This is a genomic window from Vulgatibacter sp., assembly GCF_041687135.1.
Taxonomy (GTDB): Bacteria; Myxococcota; Myxococcia; order Myxococcales; family Vulgatibacteraceae; genus JAWLCN01.
In genome coordinates this window covers 59,036-85,468 of record NZ_JAWLCN010000011.1, presented here as the reverse complement: position 1 = coordinate 85,468, position 26,433 = coordinate 59,036, and the positions used below count along the sequence as shown (strand labels likewise).

The following is a 26,433-nucleotide window of genomic DNA, read 5'->3' as shown; positions in this document are numbered from 1 at the left end:
CGCAGCGGCAGCGCGGGCCCATTGCACTGCACCCGGGGGGCGTGAGGCAGGGCTCCATGTTCGAAGACTACCCGCCGTCGGGCTCGTCCTGGCTCGAGCGTCCGCTCGCAGCGCTGGGCCGGCGTGGCACCGCGATCCGTCCGCCCTTCCGCGGCGGGCGGCGCTTCCTGATCGTGCACCTCGACGGCGTCTCCCGCGAAGTCCTCGGCCGCGCCATCGGCGCCGGCTACATGCCCTGGCTCGCCGGCGCGATCGAGCGCGGTGAGTACGGCCTGGCCGCCTCCCACGCCGGCACGCCCGCCTCCACGCCCGCCTTCCAATCCTCGCTCTTCTACGGCGACCACGGCGATCTGCCGGGCTTCATCTGGCACGACAAGCGGCGGGGCAAGGACGTGCGGATGGACGACGCAGCGGAGGTGCTGCGGCTCGAGGAGAGCATCGCCCGTCCCGGCCTCCTCGCGGGCGGCTCCACCTATTTCTCCATCGTCTCCGGCGGCGCCAGCGAGCCGGCGTTCTGCACCAGCCGCCTCGCCCGCGACCTCGCCATCGGCGGCCCCGACGAGAAGAACCTCTACGACCACGCCGCCTCGGCCATCGCCCACGCGCTGCCGGTGGTGCGCGGCCTCGCCAAATTCGCCGGCACCGCGGCGAGCGGCGCGATCAGCTCCGCGCGCTGGGCGATCGAGCAGCGCCGCCTGCGCCACGAGCCGCGCTTCGTGATCCACCGCGCCCTGCTCGGCGAGCTCCTCGCCGAGTTCGCGACCCACCTCACGCTCCTCGACCTGAGCCGGGGCGTGCCGGCGATCTACACGGTCTACGCGGGCTACGACGAGATCGCCCACCGCCGCGGCCCCTTCTCCGAGGAGGCGCTCGCCGAGCTGCGCGTCGCCGACGACGCGCTCGCGCTGCTCCACGCCGCGATCAAGGCGCGGCCCGAACGCCGCTACGAGATGTACGTGCTCTCCGATCACGGGCAGGAGCCGACCCGCCCGATCGAGCGCGTGCTCGCAGGGCCCAACCTCGCCGACTGGATCCTCGCCGCCGATCGCAGGGGAGGCGTCGACCCGGCGCGGGTCAAGCGGATCGCCCGGGACCGCCTCCGCCGGGAGCGCCTCGAGGCGGTGCCCTTCTTCAAGCGCCTCTGCGGCGGCGCGAGCCGCGAGGGCGGCGGCGAGGAGAACCGGCCGAAAGTGATCGTCTCCGAGGCGGGGGACGTGGCGCACGTCTACTTCACCGACCGCACCGCGCCGCTCACCTTCGAGGAGATGGAGGCGCGCTGGCCCGCGCAGCTCCGCGCGGTGCTCGAATGCCCTGCGAGCGGCATCGTCGCCATTCGCGGCGGCAGCGCGGGCTTCGCCTTCCTGCAGGGCAAGCGCTTCGACCTCTCCGATCCCGGCGCGCTGGAGGGCGTGCTCCGCTACGACGGGACGCGCCTGCGCAGCTACCTGCTGGAGATGCTGCAGATGCCCTCCGCCGGCGACCTGGTGGTCTACGGCGCCGGCGTGCCCGGCGGGGACGTGGCCTACGCCTTCGAGTTCGGTTCCCACGGCGGCGTCGGGGCCGGCGACGTGGAGACCTTCTTCATCCACCCCTGGCACGTTCCCGTCGGGGACGCACAGATGGGGCCGCGGGAGCTGCATGCCTTCTTCCGCGAGCGCTTCGTACCCGAGTACGCGGCGAAGGCGCCGACCATCGCCACCTTGGAGCACGGTCTGCACGATGGCAGGCATTGAGAGCGGCGGCGCCACCGAGCTGGTGGTCGCCACCTACAACATCCATGGGTGCATCGGCACCGACAAGCGCTTCGACCTCGGCCGCGTCGCCACGGTGATCGAGGAGATCGGCGCCGACGTGGTCGCGCTGCAGGAAGTGGGTGACGTCCGCGGCCGCGGCCCCGCCGGTGATTACGCGGCGGAGCTGGGCGACAGGATCGGCTGTTCGGTGATCTACCAACCGACGATGCTGCGCGGCGACCGTGCCTACGGCAACGCCATCGTCAGCCGCCTGCCGGTGGAGGGCAGCCGCTCCTACGATCTCTCGGTGCGGCGCCGGGAGCCCCGCGGCTGCCTGCGCGCGGATCTGCGCTTCGGCGAGAGCCCGGTGCACGTCTTCGGGCTCCACCTCGGCCTCGCCAGGGCGGAGCAGCGCGAGCAGGCGGCGATGCTCCTCGGCGCCGACATCGTCCGCGACGCCGCGGTCTCCTGGCCGCTCGTCGTGATGGGCGACTTCAATTTCTGGTTCAACGGGCCCATCGCCCGCACCGTGCGTCGTTCGCTCATCGACGCGGCGGTCGCCGCGGGAACGCCGGGGCCGACCTACCCCGCTCGCAGCCCGATCCTGCGGCTCGACCGGATCTACGTGGACGACGCCTGGGCCGCCGAGTCGACCTGGGTCCACCGCTCCGAAGCGGCCCGGGTGGCCAGCGATCACCTGCCCCTGGTGGCGCGGCTGCGCCTGCGGCGCGAGCAGATGGAGCTGCCGCCCGGCGCCGAGCGGGGCACCCTCGCTGCCGGCGCTCCCTGAGTGTGTTCCCCCTGTAGCCACTCCGCCCCAAGCGGGGTGGTTTCCAATGCAGGGGTCCGCGCCTAGGTTGGCTCTTCGTTGCGTGGGGCGGTCGACGCCCCCCGGGAGGACCCATGGGGCAGGAGAGCCGGAGCGCGTCCGTCCGCCGTGATCCCGAACAGATCCGGGCGGAGATCGAGAACGCCCGGGCCGAGATCGCCGACTCGCTGCTCTCCTTGCGCGACGAGGTGAGCGAGCGGCTCGACTGGCGCAATTTCGTCCAGCGTCGGCCCTTCGTCGCCGTGGGCATGGCATTCGCCGTCGGCTACCTGCTGGGCCGGCGCTGACGGCATACGAAAAGGGAGCACGACCGATGAACCAGGGATCGAGCGGACCGGGTGGGTTCGGGGGCAACGGCGCCGACAAGCGGGAGCGCGTGCAGCACTTCGCCCACGAGGCCTCTGCGCAGGTCGAGCATGCGAAGGTCGTCTTCGACGACATCAACAACCGCGCCATCGCCTTCATCCGGGAGCGCCCGGGCATGGCGCTGCTCGGTGCGGTCGCGGTCGGATACCTCGTGGGAAAGATCGCCTCGAAGGCGAAGTGAGGAGGGTGCGGTGGCCGAGATGAACCAGACGGATCGCAGCGTCGGCGACATCGCCTCGGAGCTGGGTGACGCGGCGGTCGAGCTCTACGAGCGGCTCGACGTCGCCCGGCAGCTGCAGGAGCACCCCTACCGCACCCTCGCCGTCGCGGCGGGTGTGGGCTACGTGCTCGGCGGCGGGCTCTTCACCCCGCTCACCGGTGCGCTGGTGCGGGTGGGCAGCCGGGCGATGCTGCTGCCGCTGCTGCAGAGCGCGCTCACCAACATGGCCGAGGCCGAGGACGAGTCGCAGCAGTTCTTCTGAGTTCCGCTTCGCCGTCGGCGGGGCCCTGCGCCTATCGCGCGGGGCCTCTTCGCGTTTCTACGGCGAATGCGCGGCGTCGAGGATCTTCGCCCACACGTCGTCGCGGCCGAAGCCCTCCTCCGCCGAGAAGCCGATCAAGGTGCGGGGGAGGAATTGCAGCTGGGCCTCGATCTGCCGGAGCCTGCCTGCGCGGTGCGCCTTGGGCAGCCGGTCCATCTTCGTGGCCACCACGATCGGCCGGCGGCCCGTGGCCTCGAGCCAGCGCAGCATCTCGATGTCGTCGTCGGTGGGGCCGACCTTGCCGTCGATGATCACCACCACCGCCTTGAGCGGCTCGCGCTCGGCGAGGTAGCCCTCGATCATCCTCGCCCACTGCGCGCGCTCTGCCTTCGAGACCTTGGCGAAGCCGTAGCCGGGGAGGTCGCAGAAGCGCAGCTTCTCCTTCGTGGCGGCGCGCTCGAGGGTGAGCTCGAAGAAATTGAGGGCGCGGGTGCGGCCCGGCGTTCCGGAGACACGGGCGATGCCCTTGCGGCCGGAGAGCTTGTTCAACATCGAGGACTTGCCGACGTTCGACCGGCCCACGAAGGCGATCTCAGGAAGATCGGCGGGGGGCCAGCCAGCAGGCGCGACCGCAGTGGTGACGAAATCCGCGGCGATGACCTTCATCGGTTGCTCCTTCGGGAAACGGTGGGCGCTACCACGAGGGACGGCCCAACGGCAAGCAGCGCGCCGGGAAGATTGCCCGCGGCTCCGCGAACCTGCTACGGATGCGGGCCTCGAATTGCCCGGGAGGGAAGAGCTACCTTGCAGCGGATCGGCCTCACCGGCGGCATCGCCTCTGGCAAGAGCACGGTGGCGCGCCTTCTCGCGGCGCGCGGGGTGCCCGTCATCGACGCCGACGCGTTGGCCCGCGAGGTGGTGGCGCCGGGGAGCGAGGGGCTCGCGGCGATTGCCGCACGCTGGCCGCAGGTGGTGCGGGACGGCGTCCTCGATCGCAAGGCGCTGGGGGCGCTCGTCTTCGCCGCCCCGGCGGAGCGCCTGGCGCTCGAGGCGATCACCCACCCGCGGATCCGGGCGGAGTCGACGCGGCGGATGGCGGCGGCGGAGCGCGCCGGCGCGCAGCAGGTCGTCTACGAAGCCGCCCTGCTCTTCGAGAACGATCTCGACCGGGGGCTCGACGGCACCATCCTCGTCGCTGCCGATCCGGCGCTGCAGGTGGAGCGGTTGCAGGGGCGCGACGGGCTCTCGGCCGAGGAGGCCGAGGCGCGGCTGCGGGCGCAGCTTCCCCTGGCGGAGAAGAAGGCCCGGGCCACCTGGGTGATCGACAACAGCGGCGACCTCGAGGCGCTCCGGCGCCGGGTGGACGAGGTCTGGGCCGAGGTGGTGCGCCGCACCTGATCGGCAGCTTTCGAGCGGGGAGAGCATGCGCAACGTGCACTTCGTCACCGGGTATCCCGGCTTCATCGGCAAGCGGCTCGCAGCGAGGTTGCTCGAGCGGGATCGCAAGGGCCAGCTCTACGTGCTGGTGCAGCCGCGCTTCGCCAAGGACGCACGGCGCGAGGTGGCCCGCCTCGATCCGAAGCAGGGGGCGCGGGTCACCGTCCTCGTCGGCGACGTCGTCGACATGCACCTCGGGCTGAGCGGCGAGGAGTACCGCAAGCTTGCCGACGAGGTGACCCACGTCTTCCACCTCGCGGCGATCAGCTACCTGGGCGTCGATCGGCGGACTCTCGAGCGCGTGAACGTCGACGGCACGCGGAACGTCCTCGAGCTGGCGCGGGACGCCAGGCACCTGGTGCGCCTCAGCCACATGTCGACCGTGCACGTCGCCGGCGACAGGCAGGGCGTGATCGACGAGGACGAGCTCGAGGAAGGCCAGCGCTTCCACAACGCCTACGAGGAGACCAAGTTCCGGGCCGAGGTGCTGGTGCGCAAGGCGATGGCCGAGCTGCCCATCTCCGTCTTTCGCCCCTCGACCGTGGTGGGCGATTCGCGGACCGGCGAGATCGATCGCTTCGACGGGCCCTATTACACCGCCTTCGAACTGGTCACCTCGCCGCTGCGGGTGCCGGTGCCGCTGCCGGGGGACGGCTCGTTCCCGCTGAACGTGGTGCCGTCCGACTTCGTGGTCGATGCGATCCTCGAGCTCGCCTTCCGCAAGGAGGCGGAAGGCCGGACCTTCCACCTCGTCGACCCCAACCCGATGTCGGCGCGGAAGGTCTACGAGTACGTCGCCCAGAAGGCGGGGAAGCGTCCGCCGCGGGCGCGGCTGCCGGCCAGGGCGTCGGTGGCGCTGCTGCGCCTGCCCTTCCTCGAGCGGCTCTCCCGGCCGCAGCGGGCGGCGATCGAGCACCTGAACGAGCTGGTGATCTACAACTGCCGCAACACCCTCGAGCAGCTCGACGGCACGGGGATCCGCTGCCCGCCGCTCACGGCCTATCTCGACAAGCTGCTGGCGTTCGTCGAGGAGCAGCAGCGGCTGCGCCGCGAGGCTCGCACGAGGCCCGAGGCGGCGCCGGAGGATCCGCTCGCGCCCAGCGAGGCGGCAGCGCCCGCCGAGGCCGCTGCCGAGGATGCAGAGGGCGCCGCGGAAGAGGTGCTCGCGGCTGTAGCGACCGTGGAGGGCGCCGAGAAGCGCCAGCGGCCCACCAGGCAGCGGCAGGCGCGGCAGGGCGCCGCCCGCCCCACCCGCCCGCGCAAGCGTGCCGGTGCCGGCGAGGGTGAGGGCGCCCCCGGCGTTGCGGCGGAGCCCGCAGCGCCAGCTGCCGTTTCCGCGGAAACGCCGTCCGAGGGCGCGGCGGAGCCCGAGGGGGCCTCTCAGCCGCCCGACGCAAGCGCAGCGCGCACGCGCTAGCCAGCCGCCCCGTTTCCGCGGAAACGCCCAGCGCCCCCCACGGGGGAAGGCCCGGTTTCCGCGGAAACGCCCAGGGCCCCGGACAGAAGAAGGCCCGGTCCCCCACGCGGGGAGCCGGGCCTTCTTCGTTGCACGCGCGGCCGCCGCTCAGCGCTTGCTGCGGCGGAGGGCGCGGATGCGCAGGCGCAGGGCGTTCAGGTTGATGAAGCCCGCCGCGTCGGCCTGGCGGTAGACCTCGTCCTTCTCGAAGGTCGAGAACTCCGGGGCGTAGAGCGTGTTCTCGCTCTTGCGGCCGGCGACCTGCATGCCGCCGCGGTAGAGCTTCATCCGGACCACGCCGCTGACGTCCGCCTGCGACTCGTCGATCATCGACTGGAGCAGCTCGCGCTCCGGGGCGTACCAGAAGCCGTTGTAGACGAGCTGCGCGTAGCGCGGGATGAGCGAGTCGCGGAGGTTCACCACCTCGCGGTCGAGGGTGATCGACTCGAGGGCGCGGTGCGCAGCGTGGAGCACGGTGCCGCCCGGGGTCTCGTAGACGCCGCGGCTCTTCATGCCGACGAAGCGATCCTCGACCATGTCGACGCGGCCGATGCCGTGGAGGCCGGCGATCTCGTTGAGCTTCGCCAGCAGCGTGGCGGGGCTCATGCGCTCGCCGTCGACGGCGACGGGGTTGCCCTTATCGAACGAGATCTCGACGTACTGCGGCTTCTCCGGCGCCTCGGTCGGATCGCGGGTCAGCAGGAACATCGAGGCGTCCGGCTCGTTCCACGGATCCTCGAGGACGCCGCCCTCGTAGGAGATGTGGAAGAGGTTGCGGTCCATCGAGTAGGGCTTGGCGCGGGTCGCGGTGACCGGGATGCCGTGCTTGTCGGCGTAGTCCAGCATCTCGGTGCGGCTGCCGAGGTTCCACTCGCGCCAGGGCGCGATGATCTTGATCGCCGGATCGTAGTGGTAATAGGTCAGCTCGAAGCGGACCTGGTCGTTGCCCTTGCCGGTGGCGCCGTGGGAGACGGCGTCGGCGCCGAATTCGCGGGCGACCTCCATCTGGTGCTTGGCGATGATCGGGCGGGCGAGGCTCGTGCCCATGAGGTACGTGCCCTGGTAGACCGCGTTGGCGCGGAGCGCGGGGAAGACGAAGTCCCGCACGAATTCCTCGCGCAGGTCGCGCTGCACGTAGGCGCTGGCGCCGGTGCGCTTCGCCTTCTCCTCCAGCGGGGAGAGCTCTTCGCCCTGGCCGAGATCGGCGCAGAAGGCGATGACCTCCGCACCGTAGGTCTCCTTGAGCCAGGTCAGGATGATCGACGTGTCCAGACCGCCCGAATAGGCGAGGACGATCTTGCGAACCGAATCGCGGCCGGCCATGCGCGCCTCCAGCAAACGACCTCGGGGATCGAGGGTGGCGCCTTGTAGCAGCGAGGGGCCGTGACGCGCAACGTCAGGTGGGAGGCAGTTCGCCAGCCCGCCTGCCCGGACGCCATCAGCTGCAGATCACGCCCTGCTCCACCAGCTCCGCGAGGATCTTCGCGGTATCGAGGCGGCTGAGGCCGGAGAGCGCGTAGAGGTCGTCGATGGTGATCGTCCCGTCGATCTGGGCGAGCACGAAACCCGCCCGGTGATCGAGGTTGAGCCAGACGATCTCGTCCGGGCGGAGCACCACCCGCGGCCTGCTCTCCAGCGAGCCGAGCTTCGACTCGTACATCTGGACGAGGGTGTCCTGGTTGCGCTCCAGGTAGCCGCGGGCGTCGCGGTGATCGGGCTGGAGCGAGAGGGCCTTCTGCACCAGCTCGAGGGAGCCCGAGAAATCGCCGAGGTCGAAGAGCTCCCGCGCCCCCTGCATCAGCGTATCGGCCTCCGCCCGCCGGCTCGGCCCCGGGGTTGCCAGGCCTGCGAGCGCCGGCGGCACCGCTACCGGCGCTGGCGCCTCCTCGTCGAGCATCAGAAGCGCATCGCCAGCCACGTCGTCGGCAAGAAGGACCGCCTCGCCGGTATCGGCGACGTCCCAGCCGGTGGAGCCGGGGCCCGGGGTCCACGGCTCCGCACCGATCGCCTCCATGGGCTCGGGCAGCGCGCTCCCCTCCGCCGTCCACGGATCGGCAGTTCCCGCCTCGGGCGGCAACACGTCCGACCACGGAGAGGCGAGCAGCGGATCGGCGTTGCCATGGCCCGCCCACCCGGGGGCATCGGGCGCCAGGGCCGGAAGGGGCGGCGGCTCTGCCGCGGCGTCCCACGCGGCGGGAGCGGAGGCGACGGACGCAGCGGCCTCCGCATCCCAGGGCAGCTCGCCGGTCGCGTGCAGCCCCGCCTCGGAGTGCCACTCCTGCCAGGGGAGCGCCCCTGCAGCCACCGGCGGTAGATCGCCGCCGTTCTGCGGCCCGTTGCGGTCGAACCAGTCGTCGAGGCGCAGGTTCGGGTCGGCCCCGGTCCCCGCGGGTGCGTCCTCGAACCAGGGCAGCAGTTCCGCGGCGGCGGGCTCCTGCGCGGCGGCGAGATGCGCCGGCGCGACGGCGGCGGCTTCGGAGACGCCGGCGCGGCTGGCCAATTCGAGGTAGTCGCGAGCGCGCTCGTTCTGCGGCTCGAGGGCCACCACCTGCTGCCAGGTGTCGACCGCTCGATCGAGCTCCCCGAGCGCGAAATGCCGGAGCCCTCGTTCGAGCAACTGGACGATGCGTGGGTCTGCCATGGCTCAGCTCCGGGGTGCGCCGACGCGCTGCAGCAGGCCCTTGCACAAAGCCAGCGTCCGCTCGAGCTGCTCCGAGCTGGCCATCATCGCCTCGAGGTCCCTGCCGGCAACGGCGTCGCGGGCCCGCGAGAGCGTCCGCTCCGCCTTCGAGATGGCATCGTTGCCGAACTCGCTGCCCTGCATGATCTCGCGGACGGAGGGAAAGACGCTCTCCACCTCGCGGAGCAGGTTCCGCACCTCGGCGCGGCGACGCTCCGACTCCTCGCTCTGCTTCTGCTCGACGAGGTAGTCCTTCTGCTCCTCGATGATGAGCTGCATCTCCTCCTCGGTGAGGCCGCTGGTCGCGGTCACCTGGATCGACTGCTGCAACCCGGTGTCGCGATCCTGGGCCGACACCGAGACGATGCCGTCGGCGGAGATGTCGAATTGCACCTCGATCTCCACCTCGCCGCGGGGCGCGGGGCGAAGGCCGGTGAGCATGAACTCGCCGAGGAGCTCGTTCTCCGCAGCCTTCTCCTCCTCGCCCTGGAGCACGAGGATCTTCGCCGAGGTCTGGTTGTCCTTGACCGTCGTGAAGATGTGCGAGGCCCTGGTGGGAACCGTGGTGTTCCGCGCGATGATGGTCTGGGTGTAGCCGCCCGCCACCATGATGCCGAGGGACTGCGGCGTCACGTCGAGGAGGAGCACCTCGCTCTCCTCGGTGGTGAGCGCATGGCCCTGGATCGCGGCACCGAGTGCGACGACCTCGTCGGCATGGACGCCCTTGCACGGCTCGCGGCCGAAGAGCCGGCGTACCGCCTCCTGCACCCGGGGCATGCGGGTCTGGCCGCCGACCAGCACCACCTCGGCGATGTCCAGCGGCGAGAGGCGCGCTTCCTCGAGCACCTTCTCGGTGAGGTGGATCGTCCGCTCGACCAGATCGCTCGCGAGCTCCTCGAACTTCTCCCGGGTCAGGGTCCGCTGCAGATGGAGCGCGGCCCCGCCGGTGGGCGGCGTGTAGAGGAAGGGCAGCTCGATGCGCGTTTCCCGCAGGGTGGAGAGCTCGCACTTGGCCTTCTCGGAGGCGTCCTTGAGGCGCTGCAGCGCCATCTTGTCCCGGCGGAGATCGACCGAGTGCTCCCTGGCGAAGTGGAAGACGAGCCACTCGATGATGCGGTTGTCGAAGTCCTCGCCGCCGAGGAAGGAATCCCCCGCCGTAGCGAGCACCTCGAAGACGCCGCGGCGCAGCTCGAGGACCGAGATGTCGAACGTACCTCCGCCCAGATCGTAGACCACGATCCTGCCGGAGATCTCCTTGCCGAAGCCGTAGGCGAGGGCCGCGGCGGTGGGCTCGTTGATGATCCGGAGGACCTCGAGGCCGGCGATCCGGCCCGCGTCCTTGGTGGCCTGGCGCTGCCCATCGTTGAAGTAGGCCGGGACGGTGATCACGGCCTGCCGGACCGGCTGGCCGAAATGGGCTTCGGCGTCGAGCTTCAGCTCCTGCAGGACCATCGCCGAGATCTCGGGGACGGTGAGATCCCTGCCGCCCAGCGCAATCCGCACGTCGTCGTGGGTGCCGCAGCCGATCGGATAGGGCAGCGTGTCGGAGGCCTGCTGCACCTCCTGCGAGGAGTATTTGCGGCCGATGAGGCGCTTGGCGGCGGCGACCGTCTGCTCGGGGTTGGTGATCGCCTGGCGCTTGGCGATGGAGCCGACCAGTCGCTTGCCGTTCCGGGCGACCGCCACCACCGAGGGGGTGAGGTGGTGCCCGCTCCGCGAGGGGATCACCACGGGCGTGCCGTCCGCGACGGTGGCGACCACCGAGTTGGTGGTTCCGAGATCGATTCCGATGGTTGGTTCGCTGGCCATAAACCGCCGCCCGGAAGCAGGGGCCAGATGCTCCTGCCCGCGTTTCCCTCAAGGAAACGCCAGCGACCGCCCCCTGTGGTGCGCCCACGATAGACGTGGGTCCGACCTCCGTCAAATCGCGTTCTACACTTCGCGTGCACCCCAGCCTACCACCGGACGGCGGCTTCCGGCGCCTCCGGATCGAGGAGGAAGAGGGTGATCGCGGTGGCGGAGAGGACGCCGGCGCCGACGAGCAATCCGGTGCCCCATCGCGCCTGGGACTGGATGGCGTCGGACTCCGACCGCGTCGCCCTGGCGGCCCGCTCCGAGGGCGCCACCCCGCCCCACGAACGCAGTTGCCCGCGCAGCGCCTCGTCCCTCGCCTTGCCGTCGAGGTGCAGGTAGAGCCCGAGGGCCCCGGCCAGCACGGCAGTTCCGCCGGTCCCCCACCGGGCGGCGGTCCAGACCGGATCCGCTCGCGTCGCCGGGGCGGCAGCTTCGACCGACCCGCGCTCCGCCACCAGGGGCTGCCCCACCGACGCCACCGGCGCCAGGGCCCCCGGCATCGCGTCGGTGAGGGCGAGGTGGGCGATCGATTCGACGCCGCCGGGGGCCCCGGGAGGAAGGGCGAGCTCCCGCCGGATCCGACCGTCGGCGTCGACGACCCAGGCGAGCCACCCCCCGTCCTCCGCCGCCTGCAAGGCCAGGACGAAGTCGCTGCCGAGGCGCCGCGCGACCTGCTCGACCGCCTGCCGGCGGGTGGCAGTCTCGAGCGCGGCGACGAGGACCGGCCCCTCTTCCGCGGAGAGGCTGCCTTCGACAGCCAGATCCACCGTGACGCGGCTCTCGTCACCAGGCCGCACCACCACCTCGTGGAGCAGCGAGCGTCGCTGCGGGTTCTCGAAGCGGTCGGTCACCACCACGCGGTAGCGCCCCGGCGACAGGGCGATCGCCTCCCCCGGGACTGCCACCGGGAAGGAGTCGAGGAAGACGTGGCCGCCGGCACAGGCCGGTTCGCAAGCGACACGGAGGAGGCCTCGCTCGCCGGCGTCCAGCAGCCGCCGCTGCTCGGCGTAGAGCTCGACCACCTCCGCGGGATAGGAGGCATCGGCGGGGCTCCACCGCGGCTGGATCCGGGCCACCGCTGCAAATTGCTCCGCGGCAAGGCGCTTGCCCGCCTCGTCCCTGCTGGCCAGGTGGATCATCCCGAGCAGCATCCGCGCTGCCCGCGTGCGCTCCCAGGCCTCCGGGATGCCGCTCGCGTGGCCGAGTTCCTCCAGGGCCTGCTCGAGGTTCTCGCGGGCCACCCCGAGCTCGAGCTGGAAGAAGTAGAGCTCTGCCGCGTCGATGCGGTCGCGCACCGAGCGAAGGCTCGCTCCGCGAAGGCCGAGCCGCAGCCCGGTCTGTTCCTCGTCGCGGACCACGCCGCTCCCGCGGGCGGAGAGCTCGAGGGAGAGCGCGCCCCGCAGCACCGCCACCTCCTCCCGGATCTCCGGCTCGCCGGCAGCGCGCAGGCCCACCACCGTCCAGCGATCGAGACGTCCCTCCGCAGCCCGTGCCGAGGCGGCGTCGAGGAGAAGCAGGGCGGCGCAGCCGATCCGCACCAGCCAACGGGCAGGCGTCTTCACGGGCAGCTCCCGTCGCTCGGATCGTCGCTGCCGCCCCACGTCCACCGCGCCTCGGTGGAGCGACCACCGAGACCGTCGCTCGCCCGGGCCGCGACCGCCGCCGTCGCGCCGACCGCGGTACCGGTGTCGAGGGTGCAATAGAAGCCGAGGTGATCGGCACGCCCCTGGAGCCTCACTTCGAGGGGACAGCGCCAATCGCCACCGAGCGGCGTGCAGGCAAGCGTCGCCGTCCCGCGCCAGGTCGTGCCGTCGCGCACCTGCGCCTCGCTCAGGTGCTCGTATCCGAAGCCGACCTCCAGCACGACCGGATCGCCATCCGGATCACGCACGGTGACCGCGTCCGAGAAGGTGAGTGGCCCGTTGGTCGAGCCCCAGCGCGTGGCGACGCGGGCATCCGGTTCGGCGAGGCATCCGACACCGCTGTAATGCGGAATGCAGCAGCTGAACGTCTGGCAGGAGCGGCCTGTGGCGACGCTGGCCGTCACCGGCCGGGTGATCACCTCCGGCGCCCGGTTGGAGACGAGCACGCTGCCGGTGGAGCTCGCCGACCCGCCCCACCCGTCGCTCACCCGGACGATCACGCGGTACGAGCGCTCGAGGAAATCGGGGCCGATCCCCTCGAGCAGATAGCCCCCCTCCTCCTCGACGAGGCGCACCACCCGCCCGACCGCCTCGGGGTCGAGAGGATCGAGCTCCACCGTGACGGCGAGCGGATCGCCGTCGGGATCGCTCGCTTCGAGGCTCTCCAGCGAGATCGCCTTGCGGTAGACGCGGCTGCCGTCCGCCTCCGTGCGCAGGTAGGAATGGCCCTCGCGCGGATCGCCGCCGAAGGTCGCGCTGGGCCCGGTGTTGCCCACGGGGATGGCCGCCCTGTCGGCGGCCTCGGCGCCGTTGATGTCCGCTGCCACCACCGCGAGCTCGATGGCGAGGAGCTCCTCCCGCGTCCCGATCGCGCGCACCAGGGTATCGAGCGAGGCAGGGTCTTCGAACTCGACGATCTCCGAGGTGCTGCTCCAGCGCACCGAGCCCGGCGCCGGGGGATCGCCGTCGGGATCCTCCCAGGTGATCACGCTGCCGGCAGCACGAGCGAGGAGGTAGCGAACCCCGCCCTCATCGGCGAGTGCGCTGTGCGGCACAGCGGAGCCGTCGTGGGCACGCAGCACCGGCGGCCGGTTGCGAACCTCCACTGCGAGCTGCCTGGTGGTGGCTGCGCCCAGCGCGTCGGTGGCAGTGACCTCGACCTGCCAGGTCCCGGCGATGGCGCACGCCGGCGCGCACACCAGCTCGAGCGTGGTGATGCCGCCCTCGTCCTCGACGAAGCGGTGCGCAACGTCGGTGCGATCCGAGAGGAGCCGGAAGGCGACGCTGGTCGGGCCGACGTCCTCCACCTCGACGGCGAGGGAAGCGCTCGCGCTGCAGGTGAACGGATCGCCGCCGCATTGGTGGTCGACCAACACCTCGGGCAGCACGATCGCGGGCGCCGCGTTCCGGGCCTGCAGCGTCACGCTCGCCTCACTCGCACCGCCCTTGCCGTCGAGGGCGCGCACCCGCACCGCGTAGCGGATCGCCTCGGTCCCAGCGACCGTGGAGAGCGTCGCGCGGTTGCCGGCACCGGCGAGGGAGCCGGCGCCGCCCTCGAGATCCCATTCGAACGAGAGCGGATCGCCGTCACCGTCGGTCGCCTGCGCCTCGAGCAGCACCTCCGCACCGGGCTGGAAGGGATCGGGCGTGGCGACGAGCTGCACCGTCGGCTCGCTGTTGCGCGCGGCGACGTGGAGCCGCCCCTCGGCCACTGCACCCGAGGCGCTGCGGGCGGTGACCACCACGTCGACGCCCTGGTGCGGAACCTGCCGCCGGATCACCGCCCGGCGGCCCTCGATCTCCAGCGAAGCGGCGCCGTCCGGCTCCACCCGGAATTCCATGCCCGCTGCGGCGGACGAGGCCCCCGCATCCACCACGACCGCCTCTCCGATCCGCGCCTCGCGCCGATCCGCCGTGAGCACGATCTCGGGCGCGGGATCCGCGACGCAGAGCCGATGTTTGCAGAGCGCACCCACGCCGCAATCGACGTCGGTGCTGCAGGTCGTGATCTCCTCGCCCCCGCAGGACCCGAGCAGCGCCGCCACCACCAACGAGACGAAAAACCGACCACCCCCACCACGCATGAGACCCCCTCCGCGTTCAGAAGCGCCCTGCCATCGAAAAGCCATCCGGGCCCGCCCGCACCGACACGCCGCCCTCGTCCGAGCCCGACGGCGCCAACCAGAAGAGTGCAGCGCCGCCCGCAACGAGGAGGACGCCGCTGCCGAGGAGCGCCGAGGTGGCGATCTGCCGCCGCTCGTACCGCTCCTGCAGCAGGCGCTGCTCCCTCGCCGCTCCTGCGGGAAACGCGCCGCTGCCCGCCCGCAATGCCTCGCGCTCCGAGCGGATCGACCGCGCGTCCAGGGCAGGCCATGCAGCGAGAGCGATCGCGGCGCCGCCGGCGCCGAGCAGCGACCACCGCAGCGGCTGCCACACCCCCTGCCCATCGCCGGGCGCCGGCTCGGGCGCCGCCGGCAGCTCCGCGGTGCCGACCACCGCCAGCTCGTCGGAGCGCGGCTCGACCCGGACCTGCGTCTGCCGATCGAAGTGGATCTCGACGTAGGCGCGCGCTTCGCCGAGCCCGGTCCGCGCGACGCGGAGCAGGTGCTGTCCCGGTGCGAGATCGCGAAAGTGCGTCGCCTCGGGCGCGATCCCGCGGCGCTCGCCGTCGAGCCAGATCTCCGAGCCCGGCGTCGCCTCGACCAGCAACTCCCCCACCCAGCGTGCCGGCGCCAGGAGCCGCACCAGGCGCTCCCGTACGGCGTGACGGAGGGCCTCGCCGCGCGGCAGCGGTTCGGAGAGGCGCGCGATGCTCTCGTCCTCGACCCCCACCCGGACGAGCAGCAGGACGAGGTTCTCGCCGACCGGACGAAGCGAGGCGTGGAGAACGACGTCCGCACCGGCGGCGACGCCAGCGGCGACCAGGCAGCTGCGTTCCACCGTCGGGCAGCGGGTGGCCCCGGGCTCCACGAGCGGCAGGAGCACGCGCGCTTCGGATTCGAGATGGGCGCCGACCTCCGCAGCGACCGCGGCTTCGACGGCGGGTGCGGCCAGGGGCACGAGCAGCAGCTGCTGCGCGGCGCTGGCGCGTGCCAACGCCGGGCAAACGAGCGCGATTGCCACGAGGATCCAGCGGATCCCGCGCATGCCCATCCCCCCCGGAAGCCCTATGGAGCCTTCCGCTTGCGGTGTTTCCGACCCGATTACCACGTGTGCCCCTGTAGGGCTCAACACGGCGGCCCCGGCCGGGCCGCCCTCGCGGAAGGCGATCGACCAGCGCCCGACAATTCGTCGTACGGAGGGGGGAGGAGCAACCGCCGTGCCGGGCGCAAGCGCCCGTCGTCACGGCGGCTGCGGTGGCCCGGCGGGCGGGCCGGGCCCGAGGTCAGACCAGCGCCTCGAGGATCGCCTTCTGGACGTGGAGGCGGTTCTCCGCCTCGTCGAAGACCGCCGACTGCGGTCCCTCGAGCACGTCCGCGTCGATCTCCTCGCCGCGGTGGGCCGGCAGGCAGTGGAGCACGATCGCCTGGCTGTCGGCGCCGCGCATCATCTCCGCATCGACGCGGTAGCCGGCGAAGGCGCGGGCGCGGAGCTGCGCCTCCTCCTCCTGTCCCATCGACGCCCAGACGTCCGTGGTGACCACGTTGGCGCCACGGGCTGCCTCGCGCGGATCGGCCACGAGCACCACCTTGCCCAGCCGGCGCTTCTCGGCCTCGCCGAGGAAGTACGCGTGGGGCTGGTAGCCCTCGGGGCAGGCGAGGCGCAGCTCGAAGCCGAGGATCGAGGCGGCCTCGATCCACGAGTGGGCCATGTTGTTGCCGTCGCCGATCCAGGCCACGACGAGATCCTCGACGGTGCCGAGGCGCTCCTGCGCCGTGAGCAGGTCGGCGAGGACCTGGCAGGGATGGAGCTCGTCGGTGAGGCCGTTGATCACCGGCGCCGTCGACCAGCGAGCGAACTCCTCGAGCTTGGCCTGGGCGAAGGTCCGCAGGACCACCGCGTGCAGGTAGCGCGAGAGCACCCGCGCCGCGTCGGGGATCGGCTCGCCGCGGCCGAGCTGCGTCTGCGCCACCGGCAGATCGAGCGCGAGCGCGCCGAGCTCGTGCGCGCCCACCGCGAAGGAGACGCGGGTGCGGGTCGAGGCCTTCTCGAAGATGAGCCCCACGCTCTTGCCCGCGAGGCTCGCGTGGCGCGTGCCCTGCTGCCGGAGCGCCTTGAGCGCCGCCGCGCGCTGGAGCAGGTAGAGGAGCTCCTCGCGCTGGTAATCGGCGAAGGAGAGGAAATCGCGCTTCTTCTTGCCGCGCTTCAGATCCACTTCAGGACTCCACGATGGCGCGTTCGATGACGTCGACCGCTTCGTCGATCTGCACGTGCTCGACGACGAGCGGCGGCGCGAGGCGCACCACCCGCTCGCCGGCGGCGTTGACCAGGAGGCCCAGCTCGCGGCAGCGGCCGATCACCTTGCCCGCCTCACCCGGCAGCTCGATGCCACGGAGCAGGCCCTGCCCCCGGGTCTCGACCACGCGATCACCGAGGCGCCGCGCCATGTCGCCGAGCCTGCCGGCCAGGTACTCGCCCGCGATCTGCGCGTGCTCGAGCACGCCGCCGGTGGTGAGCTCGTCGAAGACCGCGGTGGCGCACGCCGCAGCCAGCGGGTTGCCGCCGAAGGTCGAGGCGTGGGTGCCGGGGACGAGGGACTTCGCGATCGCCTCGGTGGTGAGCATCGCCCCGATGGGGATGCCGTTGCCGAGCGCCTTGGCCAGCGTCATCAGGTCGGGAGCGACGCCGTGGTGCTCGTAGCCGAAGAGCTTGCCGGTGCGGCCCATGCCGGTCTGCACCTCGTCGAAGACGAGGAGGATCCCCTCGCCGTCGCAGAGCGCGCGCAGGGCCTTCAGGAAGCCCGCGGGCGCCGGGCGGACGCCGCCCTCGCCCTGCATCGGCTCGACGATGATCGCGGCGGTCTGCCTGGTGACCAGGGCCCTGACCGACTCGATGTCGCCATAACGCGCGTGCTTCACGCCCGGCACCATCGGCTCGAAGCCCTTCCAATACTTCGGCTGCCCGGTGGCGCTCACGGTGAAGAGCGTGCGGCCGTGGAAGCTGCTCTCGAAGGCGATGATCTCGAAGCGATCCTCGCCGCGGTCGCGTTGGAAGCGCCGGGTGAGCTTGAGCGCCGCCTCGTTCGCCTCCGCGCCCGAGTTGCAGAAGAAGACGCGCTCGGCAAAAGAGGCGCCGGTGAGGCGCTCCGCCAGCTCGATCTGCGGCTCGGTGTAGAAGACGTTGCTCGCGTGCCAGAGCTGCTTCGCCTGCTTCTCGAGGGCAGCCAGCACCTTCGGGTGGCAGTGGCCGAGGGAGGTGGTGGCGATCCCGGCGATGAAGTCGAGGTAACGCTTGCCGTCGGCGTCCCAGACGTGGACGCCCTCGCCGCGGACGACGGCGATGGGCTGCTGCTTGTAATTGCCGACCAGCACCCGCTGCGCACGGGCTGCCAGCTGCTCGTTCTTCGTCGTCATCACTCGCTCCTACCGCCGGATGACCGTGCCCACGCCGCGGTCGGTGAAGATCTCGAGGAGGAGCGCGTGGGGCACCCGTCCGTCGATCACGTGCACGCTGCCCACGCCCTGCGAGAGGGCGTCGAGGCAGGAGCGCACCTTGGGGATCATTCCCCCGCTCACGGTGCCATCCTCGATGGCCCGCTCGGCGGCGCGCTCGTCGAGCTCGTTGATGAGGTTCCTGTCTCGGTCGAGGATCCCCTGGATGTCGGTGAGCAGCACGAGCTTCTCGGCGCCCAGCGCACCGGCGACGCGCCCGGCGACGGTGTCGGCGTTGATGTTGAGGGCGCGGCCGTCGGCATCCACCGCGACCGGCGCGATGATCGGCAGGAAGCCGTTGTCGAGGAGGGAGCGGATGAGCCTCGCGTCGACGCGGACCACCTCGCCGACGCGGCCGATGTCCGGCTCCCCTTCGCGCGGCTCGATCTTGCGGCCGAGGATGCAGGTGGCGTCGCGGCCGGAGAGCCCCACCGCGCGGCCGCCGGCGTTGGTCACGTTGGTGACGACCTCGCCGTTCACCTGGCCGGCGAGCACCATCTCCACCACGCCCATGGTCGGCTCGTCGGTGACGCGCAAGCCCTGGACGAAGGTGCTCTTGATCCCCATCCGATCGAGGGCGACGTCGATCTGCGGGCCGCCGCCGTGGACCACCACCGGCCGGATCCCGACGTGCTGGAGCAACACCACGTCCTGCGCGAACGAGGCCTTGCAGCTCTCGTCGGTCATCGCGTGGCCGCCGTATTTGATCACGAGGGTCTTGCCGGCGAAGGCGCGCAACCAGGGCAGCGCCTCCACGAGCGTACGGGCTTTTTCGAGCGCCTTTTCCATCCAACTGCCTCTGGGCGACCCGGGAACCCGGGCCGAAAGAAGCGGCGGAGTATGGGGCAAAGGGTCCGGTGTGTCGACAGGAGTCGGCAGGCTTCCCGGGAGCGGAATCAGAGCCCCGAGAGCTTGCCGATGATCTCCTTCATCACCTCGCTGGTGCCGCCGCCGATGGTGATGAGGCGCACGTCCCGCCAGGCCCTGGCGATGGGTGTCTCGGTGACGTAGCCCATGCCGCCGAAGAATTGCATGCAGTCGTAGGCGACCTGCTGGGCGAGGTCCCCCGAGTAGAGCTTGGCCATCGAGATCTCGCGGACCGGCGGCGTGTCGCCCCTGCCGTGGAGCCAGTCGTCGAAGAGCGCGGTGGCGTGGTAGCAGAGGTGCCTGCCCGCCTCGATCCCGGTCATGTGCTCCACGAATTTGTGGCGCCAGACCTGGAAGGTGCCGATCGGCCTGCCGAAGGCCTCGCGTTCGCGGCCGTAGCGCATTGCCTGCTCGACCATCCGCTCCATGCCCGCGTTGGCCATCAGGGCGCCGACGAGCCGCTCGCCCTGGAAGTTGGTCATGATCTGGTAGAAGCCGGCGTTCTCCTCGCCCAGCAGGAAGCGGCGGGGGATGCGACAATCCTCGAAGTAGAGGATCGCCGTGTCCGAGGAGAGGTTCCCGACCTTCTCGAGCTTCTTCGCCACCGAGAAGCCCTTCACGTCGGTGGGGAAGGTGACGAGCGAGATCCCGCCGTAACCCGCCTCGCCGGTCCGCACCGCCAGCGTGATGAAGTCGGCGCGGGTGCCGTTGGTGATCCACATCTTCGAACCGTTGATCACGTAGTCGTCGCCGTCCCGGCGGGCGGTGGTGCGGATGTTGGCCACGTCCGATCCGGCGTTGGGCTCGCTGATGCCGAGAGCGGCGATCTTCTCGCCGCGGATCGCCGGCTCGAGGAAGAGCTCCTTCTGCTCGGGGGTGCCGATGGCGTCGATGATGGGTGTGGCCATCTCGGCCTGCACCAGCAACGCCATGTTCACGCCGGCGTTCTCCGAGCGGACGAGCTCCTCGGTGAGCACGACCACGTACCAGTAGTCGAGGCCCGCGCCGCCGGCCTCGAGGGAGTGGCGGATCCCGAGGAGGCCCATCTCGCCTGCCTTGCGGAAGACCTCCGCAGGGAAGATGCCCGCCTCGTCCCAGGCGAGGGCGTGGGGGGTGAGCTCCTTCTCGACCCACTGCCGGACCGTGCGGCGGAACGCCTCGTGCTCCGCGGTGAACGGGTTGAAGGCCATGCACCCTCCCCTGCAAATGCTCGGTTGATTGGGAAATCAATCCGACGCTAGCGACCGGCGCGACCCGGTGTCAACGAGGGGCCTTCAAGCGGGTGGCGCGAGCTGGAGCCTTCCCGCGGTGGCAGCAGCCCGCTCCACCGCGGCCCTGCCGAAGGGCAGGGGCAGGTAATCGCCCTGCGCCCAGAGCGGCAGCTGATCCCGGTAGTGGCGGGAGAGCGGATCCCCCGATTGGCCGGAGCAGGTGATCACCCGGCTCCTGTCCCAATCGGCGAGGTCGAAGATCTGCCGGTAGACCGCGCCGACCCGGTGCTCCCAGGGCTCGGCGTGCACGTAGTGGCCGTTGTTGATGGTCATGCCGTCGCCGCCGGTCTCGAAGGGGCCGGGGGAGAGGAGCGGGCGAAGGGGGCGCAGCGGATCGAGGCGATGCCGGAGCCGCGCGGTGTGGAGCGCGCCCCACCGCCAACCGGCGGGGTCGGCGCCGAGCCGCTGGGTGATCGCTGCGGCGGCCCGGTCCAGGGCGCGGGCGCAGGCGGCCCGGCGATCCTCCGGCGAGAGCCAGGACGCCTTGCCCTCCACCAGCAGCCGCTCGATGGGGACCACCGAAGCGTTGAGCAGCTCGAGCCACGCACGCAGCCTGTCGCCCCCCAACGCCTCCTCGAGCAGCTCCCGGACGAGGGCGTCGTGGAAGAGGTAGAAGAGCGCGGCGCCGTCGCTCTCGCTGCGGGCGACGTGATCCCAGGCGAGGATCCTGGCGAGGACCTCCTTGCCGCGCTGGGTGAGGATCGAGCCCGACTCCTCCGCGGCGAGGGGCACGAGCAGCGCTTCGGTGAGGCGCTCCGCCCAGCCGCTGTAGAGATCGAGCTGCACCGAGATCATCTCCTCGGCGGTGAGGCGCCGCTCGCCGCCGAGCATCGAGCGAATCCGCCGGTAGCGCCACGGCGGCTCCGCCAGGTGGGTGAGGTGGTGGGGGTAGCTCTCGTCGACCACGAGCTGGTTGGCGGTGGCGACGATCCCCTCCGCGGGATCGAAGAGGCTGGGCAGATCCTCCCAGGGGACGAAGCTCGCCCAGCCGGGATCGGTGGCACCGTCGCGCACGGCGAGGTCGTCGCCGGAGGCGCGCCGGGGGACGCGGCCGGCGAGCTGGTAGCCGATGTGGCCGGCGCGGTCGGCGTAGCAGAAATGGAGCGCCGGCGCGCCGTGGTGCCGCAGCGCCGCGCGGAAGGAGCTCCAGTCGGTGGCCCGGTTGACGCCGAGGAGCGCGTCCATCTCCCGGGAGGGCTCCTGGCCGGTCCAGCGCAGGGCGAGACCGGAGGCGGTCTCGTGGGGCGGTTCGAAGAGGTCGGTGAGGAGCGGCCCGTGCCGGGTGCGGCGGATCTCCCGGATCACCTTCGTCGCCCTGCCCCGCACCGCGATCTCCGTCCGCTCGACCTCGAGGGGCAGGCGCCCGCCGTCCACGCGGTAGGTGCCGTCGGCGGCGATCGCCTCGGTGTAGAGGTCGGCGTCCTGCGCGAGCACCAGGGTGATCCCCCAGGCGATCTCCCGGTTGTGGCCGATCAGCACGCCCGGCAGCCCCGGCAGCGTGGCCCCGGCGACGTCGAATCCGTCGCCGGCCAGGTGGGCGAGGAAGAAGGGCCCCGGCGCGGTCAGGGGCAGGTGGGGGTCGTTGCAGAGCAGCGGCGCCCGGGAGGCCGAGCGCGCAGGCCCCACGGCCCAGGCGTTCGAGCCGACATGGGGCCCGCCGAGTGCCGTCTGGTGCTCCTCCGCCGCTGCGAGGGCGGCGAGGCGTGCTGCCTCGGGGACGAGGGGATGGGGTCCGACGGAAGCGATGGGGAGGAGCGCCGCGAGTCGCTCCGGCGCGGCGATTGCGGCGCGGAGCCCTTCGAGCGCCAGGATCGCGCGCCAGGTGGGGGCGAGCTCGAAGGCCAGCGCCCGCTGGACGGCGAGCGAGTCCTGCGGCGTCCAGGGCTCGGGCCGGTAGCGAAGCAGGCGGAATTCCAGGGGGAGCCGGCCCTCCGCGATCCGCGCGTTCACGCCCTGGGCATAACGCTCGAGGATGCGGCGCGTGGCCGGCTCGAGGAGCGGCCAGGAGGCGCGGGCCGCCGGTGCGATCCCCGCGAGGCGGAGGAGGTGGTCGACATCGACGGTGGTGCGGCCGCGGAGCAGGATGGTCAGCTCACGCCAGGCCACCTCCCGCTCACCGAGGATCTCGGCGAGGCGCCCCTGCGCTGCACGGCGGAGGAAGTCCATCTGCCAGAGCCGCTCGGAAGCGGTGAGCCATCCCTGCGCGAAGAAGAGGTCGTCCTCGCTGCTGGCGTAGAGATGGGGCACGTGCCCCTCGCTGTAGAGCACCTCCACGTCGGAGCGGAGGCCGGGGACACGAAGCCGTCCGCGCCGCCGGCGTCGGTTGCCGGCGGCACGGGTCACGGCTCTTGCGAGGGGTCGGACGGTGGCCAGGATCCCCAAACGAGCTCCCCCTGGCGATCGCACCCGATGGTCGCAGGTGCGATCGCCCGAGGGTCACCCGCTACCGGCGGCGGCGGACGCAGAGGCCCAGCAGCACCGCCAGCCAAGGTAGTGCAGCAGCAGGCGCGGTGCCCGCGGCGGAGCACCCCCCGCCGTCCTTGGTCTCGGGCGCCGGCGGCGGCTCCCAGGGATCGGCGAGGACCTCGACGGCGAGGGCGCTGAGGCCGTAGCCGCCCACCTCGTCCTGGATCTCGACCACGAAGTTGTGGGCGCCCAGGGAGGCATCGCCGGCGACCGTACCCTCGAGGAGGCCTGCCTCGCTGAGCGTGAGGCCCGACGGCATCCGGCCCGCGTAGAGGCGGTAGCGCGCGCCTTCGCCGGCGTTGCTCTCCAGCTGCATCTCGACGGCGTCACCGCGCTGCACCGCAGGGAGCGAGCGGGTGGTCAGACCGACGCGATCGCATTCCACGGTGAAGGGCAGGTCGGCGGTGTCGCTCTGGCCGGTGCCGTCCACCACGCCGACGACGACGCTGAAGCTGCCGCAGGCGAGCGGGGTACCGGTGAGGCAGAGCTTGTTGCCGACCTGCTCCTCGGCGAGTCCGGCGGGAATGCCCGACTCGGTGGTCCAGGCGTACTCGCCGTCGCCGCCGGTGGCGGAGACGCAGTCGAGGTACTCCTCGCCCGCGGTGGCCTGCTCGAAGCGCTGGCTGGTGATGAAGAGGTCCGCGGCGGAGACCACCATCAGCGAGAGCTCCAGGCCGGCCCGGTTGCCACGAGCATCCTGGACCTCCACGGCGAAGACCGCGGGCTCCGGGGTGATCACGGCAGGCACGCCTTCGAATACGCCACTCGGGGTAACCACGAGGCCCGCCGGAGCCGAACCCAGCAGCGTCCAGCTGTAGGGGGGCATGCCGCCGCTGGCAGTGAGCTGGAGCGAATAGCCCTCGCCCACGACTGCAGGCGGAAGCGTACGGGTGGTGACGGCGAGGGAGCCCATCGGCGGTCCGACGCGCAGGGCGAGGAGGCGCTTCGCGGTCACGTTGCCGTTGGTCACCTTGACGCCGAAGACGGCGGTGGTCTCGTCGATCGGGGTGCCGGAGATGGCACCGCTTGCGTCCATCGAAAGCCCCGGGGGAAGTGCCCCCTCGGTCAGCGTCCACTCGTAGGCGCCCGCGCCGCCGGCAGCCACCAGCTGGTGCCGGTAGAGGCTGCCCACGGTGGAATCGGGCAGCGTGCTGGTGACGATCCGCAGCGCAGCGGGCGCAACCACGATGCGGTGCGAGGTGACCAGGCTGTTGTTGCTGCGGTCGAGCTCGTTCAGTTCGTGGTCGGGGTCGAGCATGATGCCGAGGTAGTACTCGCCCGGCGCGACGTTGTCGGGGACGAGCACGAGGTCGGTCCGGTTGCTCTCGGCGAAGCTGCCGATCACGTCGGAAGCCACGCCTCCATTCGACTCCACCTCGAGGGCGATGTCCTCGGAGGTGACCGCCTCGTTGCTCGAGAGGTAGTAGCGGTAGGAGACCGTGCCCTCCACGTTGCCGAGGTTGCGGATGACGCGGAAGATCGACGTCACTTCACCGGCGGCGATCTGCGCCTGCGGGACGACCGCGACCGGCGCGAAGTCCATCGCCGGGTACCGGCAGAGGATCGGCGCGGCGTAGCGGCCGATCTGGTTGCCCTCGTTCTCCTCGTTCACCGCGTCGGTCGAGTCGGCGATCACGCCGAGGTAGTACTCACCTTCCTCGAGCGGCGCGCCCTGCAGATCGGTGGTGGGCATGGTGATGTTGCGCTGGCTCACCTGGCACTCGCCGGGGCCGACCACGTTCTGGCAGGAGAACATCAGCGGAAGATCCGGATCCGCCCTGCAGACGAGCCCGCTGCCGCCGCAATCCAGATCGGTCTCGCACGGCGCGTGGCAGGTGCCCAGGTAGCAGAAGGGCTGGCCACCACCGAGATCGCGGCACTCGGCGTCGGTGCCGCCGAGGCAGCTCTGCGGATCCGCGTCGAGCTCGAGATCGCTCGAGGAGACGACGTAGTTGTCCGAGAGGGCGACGCTGTTGACGAAGTTGCGCGCCGTCCCGAAGCCGCTGTTGCAGACGGTGAACTCGATCGAGAAGGGCTGGCCGAAGTAGCAGCCGAAGCCGAAGTCTGGCGTCACGGCCTCGGGGCGGAGCTCGGGCTTGATCAGCTCGATGTCGTTGCTCGAGACCGAGATGTTGTTGTTCTCGTCGATCTCCGCGATGGCGTTGCCGGCGTCCACCTGGAGGATGGCGTAGTAGCGGTTGCCCGGAATGAGGCGCGGAACGCGAACGGTCTGCACCGAGTTCCAGACTTCGGACCCCCCCAGGCTGCGGGTGCCGCTGTGCATCAGCTCGTCGCCGAGGTTGTACTCCTCGTCGGCGGAGAAGTAGATGCGCCACTGGAAGCTGGCCGTCGCGTCGGAGCCGACGTTGCGGATCTGGATCGGGATCTCGACGTCCTCACCGGGGGCGCCGAGAGGCGGCAGCGAGATCGCGCCCTGCAGCTCGGTGCCGACGAGAAGCGGCGTCGGGCTGCAGCTGCGGTTGTTGCCGTCGAGGCGCTCGACCACGGCGTTGGTCGGATCGACGTCGATGCAGACGTACCAGGCGCCGTCGGGCGGCCGCGGAATGACGAGATTGGCCAGCTGGCCCACGCTCGCGGTCGGGCCCACGCTCAGCGTCGGCGCCACCGCGCCCACCGAGATGTCGGTCGCGGGATCGAGGACGCGGTCGTTCGAGAGGTAGACATCCCAGCCGATGCCCGAGGCGCCGACGGTACCCACGTTGTAGACCGTGCCCTGCACACCCAGCTGCAGCTCCGTCGCGGAGCTCTGGTAGGAGGGCACCGAGACCTGGGGCAGGAGCTCGGGCTGGTTGAAGCTACCGAGCACGAAGAGCTGCTGTGCCGGGAAGTCGAAGTCGAACTCGCAGTTCGGGGTGCAGGAGAGGACGGTGACGCCCTCGCTCTCCGCCTGGTTCTCGAGGCCGACGCTGCCGCTGGGGTAGCTGCTCGAGATGCTGCCGTTGTAGCCCGACTCGTTGCCGCCGTTCGGCGTGCCGTCCGGACCGATGGGCGTGCCATAGCTGAAGATGATGGCGCTGTTGTCGGTGCCGTTGGACTCGACGATCCACGCCTGGAACGAATAGCTCCGGGTGGTGCTGCACACGTTGTAGATCGAGGAGGTCGACGAGGTGCAGTAGTAGTGGGTCAGGTTCTTCCACTGCACCTTGAGCACGCGGTTCGGCGCGGTGCCAATCACCTCGTAGAAGAGACCGCCGGGATGCGGCGAGAGCGTCGCACTCCGAGCGAAGTCGTCCCACCAGGGAGCGATGATCCCCTGCGGTCCCAGCGTCGACGGGAAGGGATCGTTCGAGGTGTCGACGTAGTAGTTGGCCGAGGTTCCGGGCGAGGCCGACGTGAGCGGAACGATGCCGCCGTTGCCGCTGATGCCGAGGTGGCTGTAGGTCGAGCCGAAGTAGCGGAAGGTGAATCCGGTGGGCAGCGCCACGTTCCACATGTCGCTGCTGCAGCACCAGTCATCGTCGTTGTAATTCGCCGGCGCCTGGGTGGCCGTCGGACCCAGTTCCTCGTAGGGGACCGCAATCGGTCCCGTCACGGGATAGGTCTGCGCCAGAACCGGCGCAGAAACGAGCAGCACCAGGAATGCGCATGCGGCGGGGAGGGATACGACTCGCATGGGTTCCTCTTCTTCGAGGCCAGGCCTCGATCGTTCATTCGTACAGCAACTGCGCCATCGGGCCTGTGCTACGGGCCCGTCGTGCGGGAGCGGAACGCCACCGAACCGCGAGGGGGTTCGCGCT

The 26,433-nt window shown here is 71.3% G+C and carries 20 protein-coding genes; 7 read left to right on the top strand and 13 right to left on the bottom strand.

Features of this window, described 5'->3' with window-relative positions:
* The first annotated feature begins 56 nt into the window (after window positions 1-56).
* From ACESMR_RS20240 to ACESMR_RS20220, 5 genes are all read left to right on the top strand, one after another.
* Window positions 57-1,733 (top strand): alkaline phosphatase family protein, encoded by a 1,677-nt coding sequence (locus ACESMR_RS20240; RefSeq protein ID WP_373048936.1) that lies wholly within the window; start codon window positions 57-59, stop codon window positions 1,731-1,733.
* On the top strand, window positions 1,720-2,523 hold the full coding sequence (locus tag ACESMR_RS20235; RefSeq protein WP_373048935.1) for an endonuclease/exonuclease/phosphatase family protein: 804 nt from the start codon (window positions 1,720-1,722) through the stop codon (window positions 2,521-2,523). Before ACESMR_RS20240 ends, ACESMR_RS20235 begins: the two co-directional genes overlap by 14 nt.
* Window positions 2,524-2,636: 113 nt before the next feature.
* Complete coding sequence (locus tag ACESMR_RS20230; RefSeq protein ID WP_373048934.1) at window positions 2,637-2,849, top strand: DUF3618 domain-containing protein; 213 nt, start codon at window positions 2,637-2,639, stop codon at window positions 2,847-2,849.
* A gap of 26 nt (window positions 2,850-2,875) precedes the next feature.
* Window positions 2,876-3,109, top strand: coding sequence for a hypothetical protein (locus ACESMR_RS20225; protein WP_373048933.1), 234 nt, complete (start codon window positions 2,876-2,878; stop codon window positions 3,107-3,109).
* A gap of 10 nt (window positions 3,110-3,119) precedes the next feature.
* The gene (locus ACESMR_RS20220) at window positions 3,120-3,410 is read left to right on the top strand and encodes a hypothetical protein (RefSeq protein ID WP_373048932.1); all 291 of its coding nucleotides are present in this window, start codon (window positions 3,120-3,122) and stop codon (window positions 3,408-3,410) included.
* 57 nt (window positions 3,411-3,467) lie between these two features.
* Here the strand turns inward: ACESMR_RS20220 and yihA are convergent, their stop codons facing one another.
* On the bottom strand, window positions 3,468-4,076 hold the full coding sequence (yihA, locus tag ACESMR_RS20215; RefSeq protein ID WP_373048931.1) for a ribosome biogenesis GTP-binding protein YihA/YsxC: 609 nt from the start codon (window positions 4,074-4,076) through the stop codon (window positions 3,468-3,470).
* A gap of 138 nt (window positions 4,077-4,214) precedes the next feature.
* Here yihA and coaE point away from each other — a divergent pair, with 138 nt between their 5' ends.
* The gene (gene coaE, locus ACESMR_RS20210) at window positions 4,215-4,808 is read left to right on the top strand and encodes a dephospho-CoA kinase (protein WP_373048930.1); all 594 of its coding nucleotides are present in this window, start codon (window positions 4,215-4,217) and stop codon (window positions 4,806-4,808) included.
* Between the two features lie 25 nt (window positions 4,809-4,833).
* A complete protein-coding gene (locus ACESMR_RS20205; RefSeq protein WP_373048929.1) occupies window positions 4,834-6,264 on the top strand; it encodes an SDR family oxidoreductase in 1,431 nt (476 codons plus the stop codon).
* Between the two features lie 147 nt (window positions 6,265-6,411).
* Here ACESMR_RS20205 and ACESMR_RS20200 read toward each other — a convergent pair whose 3' ends face one another.
* The 12 genes from ACESMR_RS20200 to ACESMR_RS20145 all read right to left on the bottom strand — a co-directional run bounded on the left by ACESMR_RS20200 (window position 6,412) and on the right by ACESMR_RS20145 (window position 26,309).
* Window positions 6,412-7,626, bottom strand: a complete 1,215-nt coding sequence (locus ACESMR_RS20200) for an argininosuccinate synthase (protein WP_373048928.1) — start codon at window positions 7,624-7,626, stop codon at window positions 6,412-6,414.
* A 115-nt stretch (window positions 7,627-7,741) separates the two neighbouring features.
* Window positions 7,742-8,944 (bottom strand): hypothetical protein, encoded by a 1,203-nt coding sequence (locus ACESMR_RS20195; protein ID WP_373048927.1) that lies wholly within the window; start codon window positions 8,942-8,944, stop codon window positions 7,742-7,744.
* A gap of 3 nt (window positions 8,945-8,947) precedes the next feature.
* Window positions 8,948-10,792: a molecular chaperone DnaK gene (gene dnaK, locus ACESMR_RS20190; RefSeq protein ID WP_373048926.1), complete on the bottom strand. Its 1,845-nt coding sequence runs from the start codon at window positions 10,790-10,792 to the stop codon at window positions 8,948-8,950.
* A gap of 146 nt (window positions 10,793-10,938) precedes the next feature.
* Window positions 10,939-12,399, bottom strand: a complete 1,461-nt coding sequence (locus ACESMR_RS20185) for a hypothetical protein (protein WP_373048925.1) — start codon at window positions 12,397-12,399, stop codon at window positions 10,939-10,941.
* Window positions 12,396-14,564 carry a PKD domain-containing protein gene (locus tag ACESMR_RS20180; protein ID WP_373048924.1) on the bottom strand — a complete coding sequence of 723 codons (2,169 nt, stop codon included), beginning with the start codon at window positions 14,562-14,564 and terminating at the stop codon, window positions 12,396-12,398. The genes ACESMR_RS20185 and ACESMR_RS20180 overlap by 4 nt, the downstream gene beginning before the upstream one ends.
* Before the next feature lie 16 nt (window positions 14,565-14,580).
* Window positions 14,581-15,627 (bottom strand): hypothetical protein, encoded by a 1,047-nt coding sequence (locus ACESMR_RS20175; protein ID WP_373048923.1) that lies wholly within the window; start codon window positions 15,625-15,627, stop codon window positions 14,581-14,583.
* 238 nt (window positions 15,628-15,865) lie between these two features.
* Window positions 15,866-16,795, bottom strand: coding sequence for an ornithine carbamoyltransferase (gene argF, locus ACESMR_RS20170; protein ID WP_373048922.1), 930 nt, complete (start codon window positions 16,793-16,795; stop codon window positions 15,866-15,868).
* Window position 16,796: 1 nt separating this feature from the next.
* Window positions 16,797-17,993: an acetylornithine transaminase gene (locus ACESMR_RS20165; RefSeq protein ID WP_373048921.1), complete on the bottom strand. Its 1,197-nt coding sequence runs from the start codon at window positions 17,991-17,993 to the stop codon at window positions 16,797-16,799.
* A 9-nt stretch (window positions 17,994-18,002) separates the two neighbouring features.
* Window positions 18,003-18,860 (bottom strand): acetylglutamate kinase, encoded by an 858-nt coding sequence (gene argB / locus ACESMR_RS20160; protein ID WP_373048920.1) that lies wholly within the window; start codon window positions 18,858-18,860, stop codon window positions 18,003-18,005.
* Window positions 18,861-18,967: 107 nt separating this feature from the next.
* On the bottom strand, window positions 18,968-20,128 hold the full coding sequence (locus ACESMR_RS20155) for an acyl-CoA dehydrogenase family protein (protein WP_373048919.1): 1,161 nt from the start codon (window positions 20,126-20,128) through the stop codon (window positions 18,968-18,970).
* Between the two features lie 84 nt (window positions 20,129-20,212).
* Window positions 20,213-22,552: a penicillin acylase family protein gene (locus ACESMR_RS20150; protein ID WP_373048918.1), complete on the bottom strand. Its 2,340-nt coding sequence runs from the start codon at window positions 22,550-22,552 to the stop codon at window positions 20,213-20,215.
* 100 nt (window positions 22,553-22,652) lie between these two features.
* The gene (locus tag ACESMR_RS20145; protein WP_373048917.1) at window positions 22,653-26,309 is read right to left on the bottom strand and encodes a putative Ig domain-containing protein; all 3,657 of its coding nucleotides are present in this window, start codon (window positions 26,307-26,309) and stop codon (window positions 22,653-22,655) included.
* Between the last annotated feature and the right edge of the window lie 124 nt (window positions 26,310-26,433).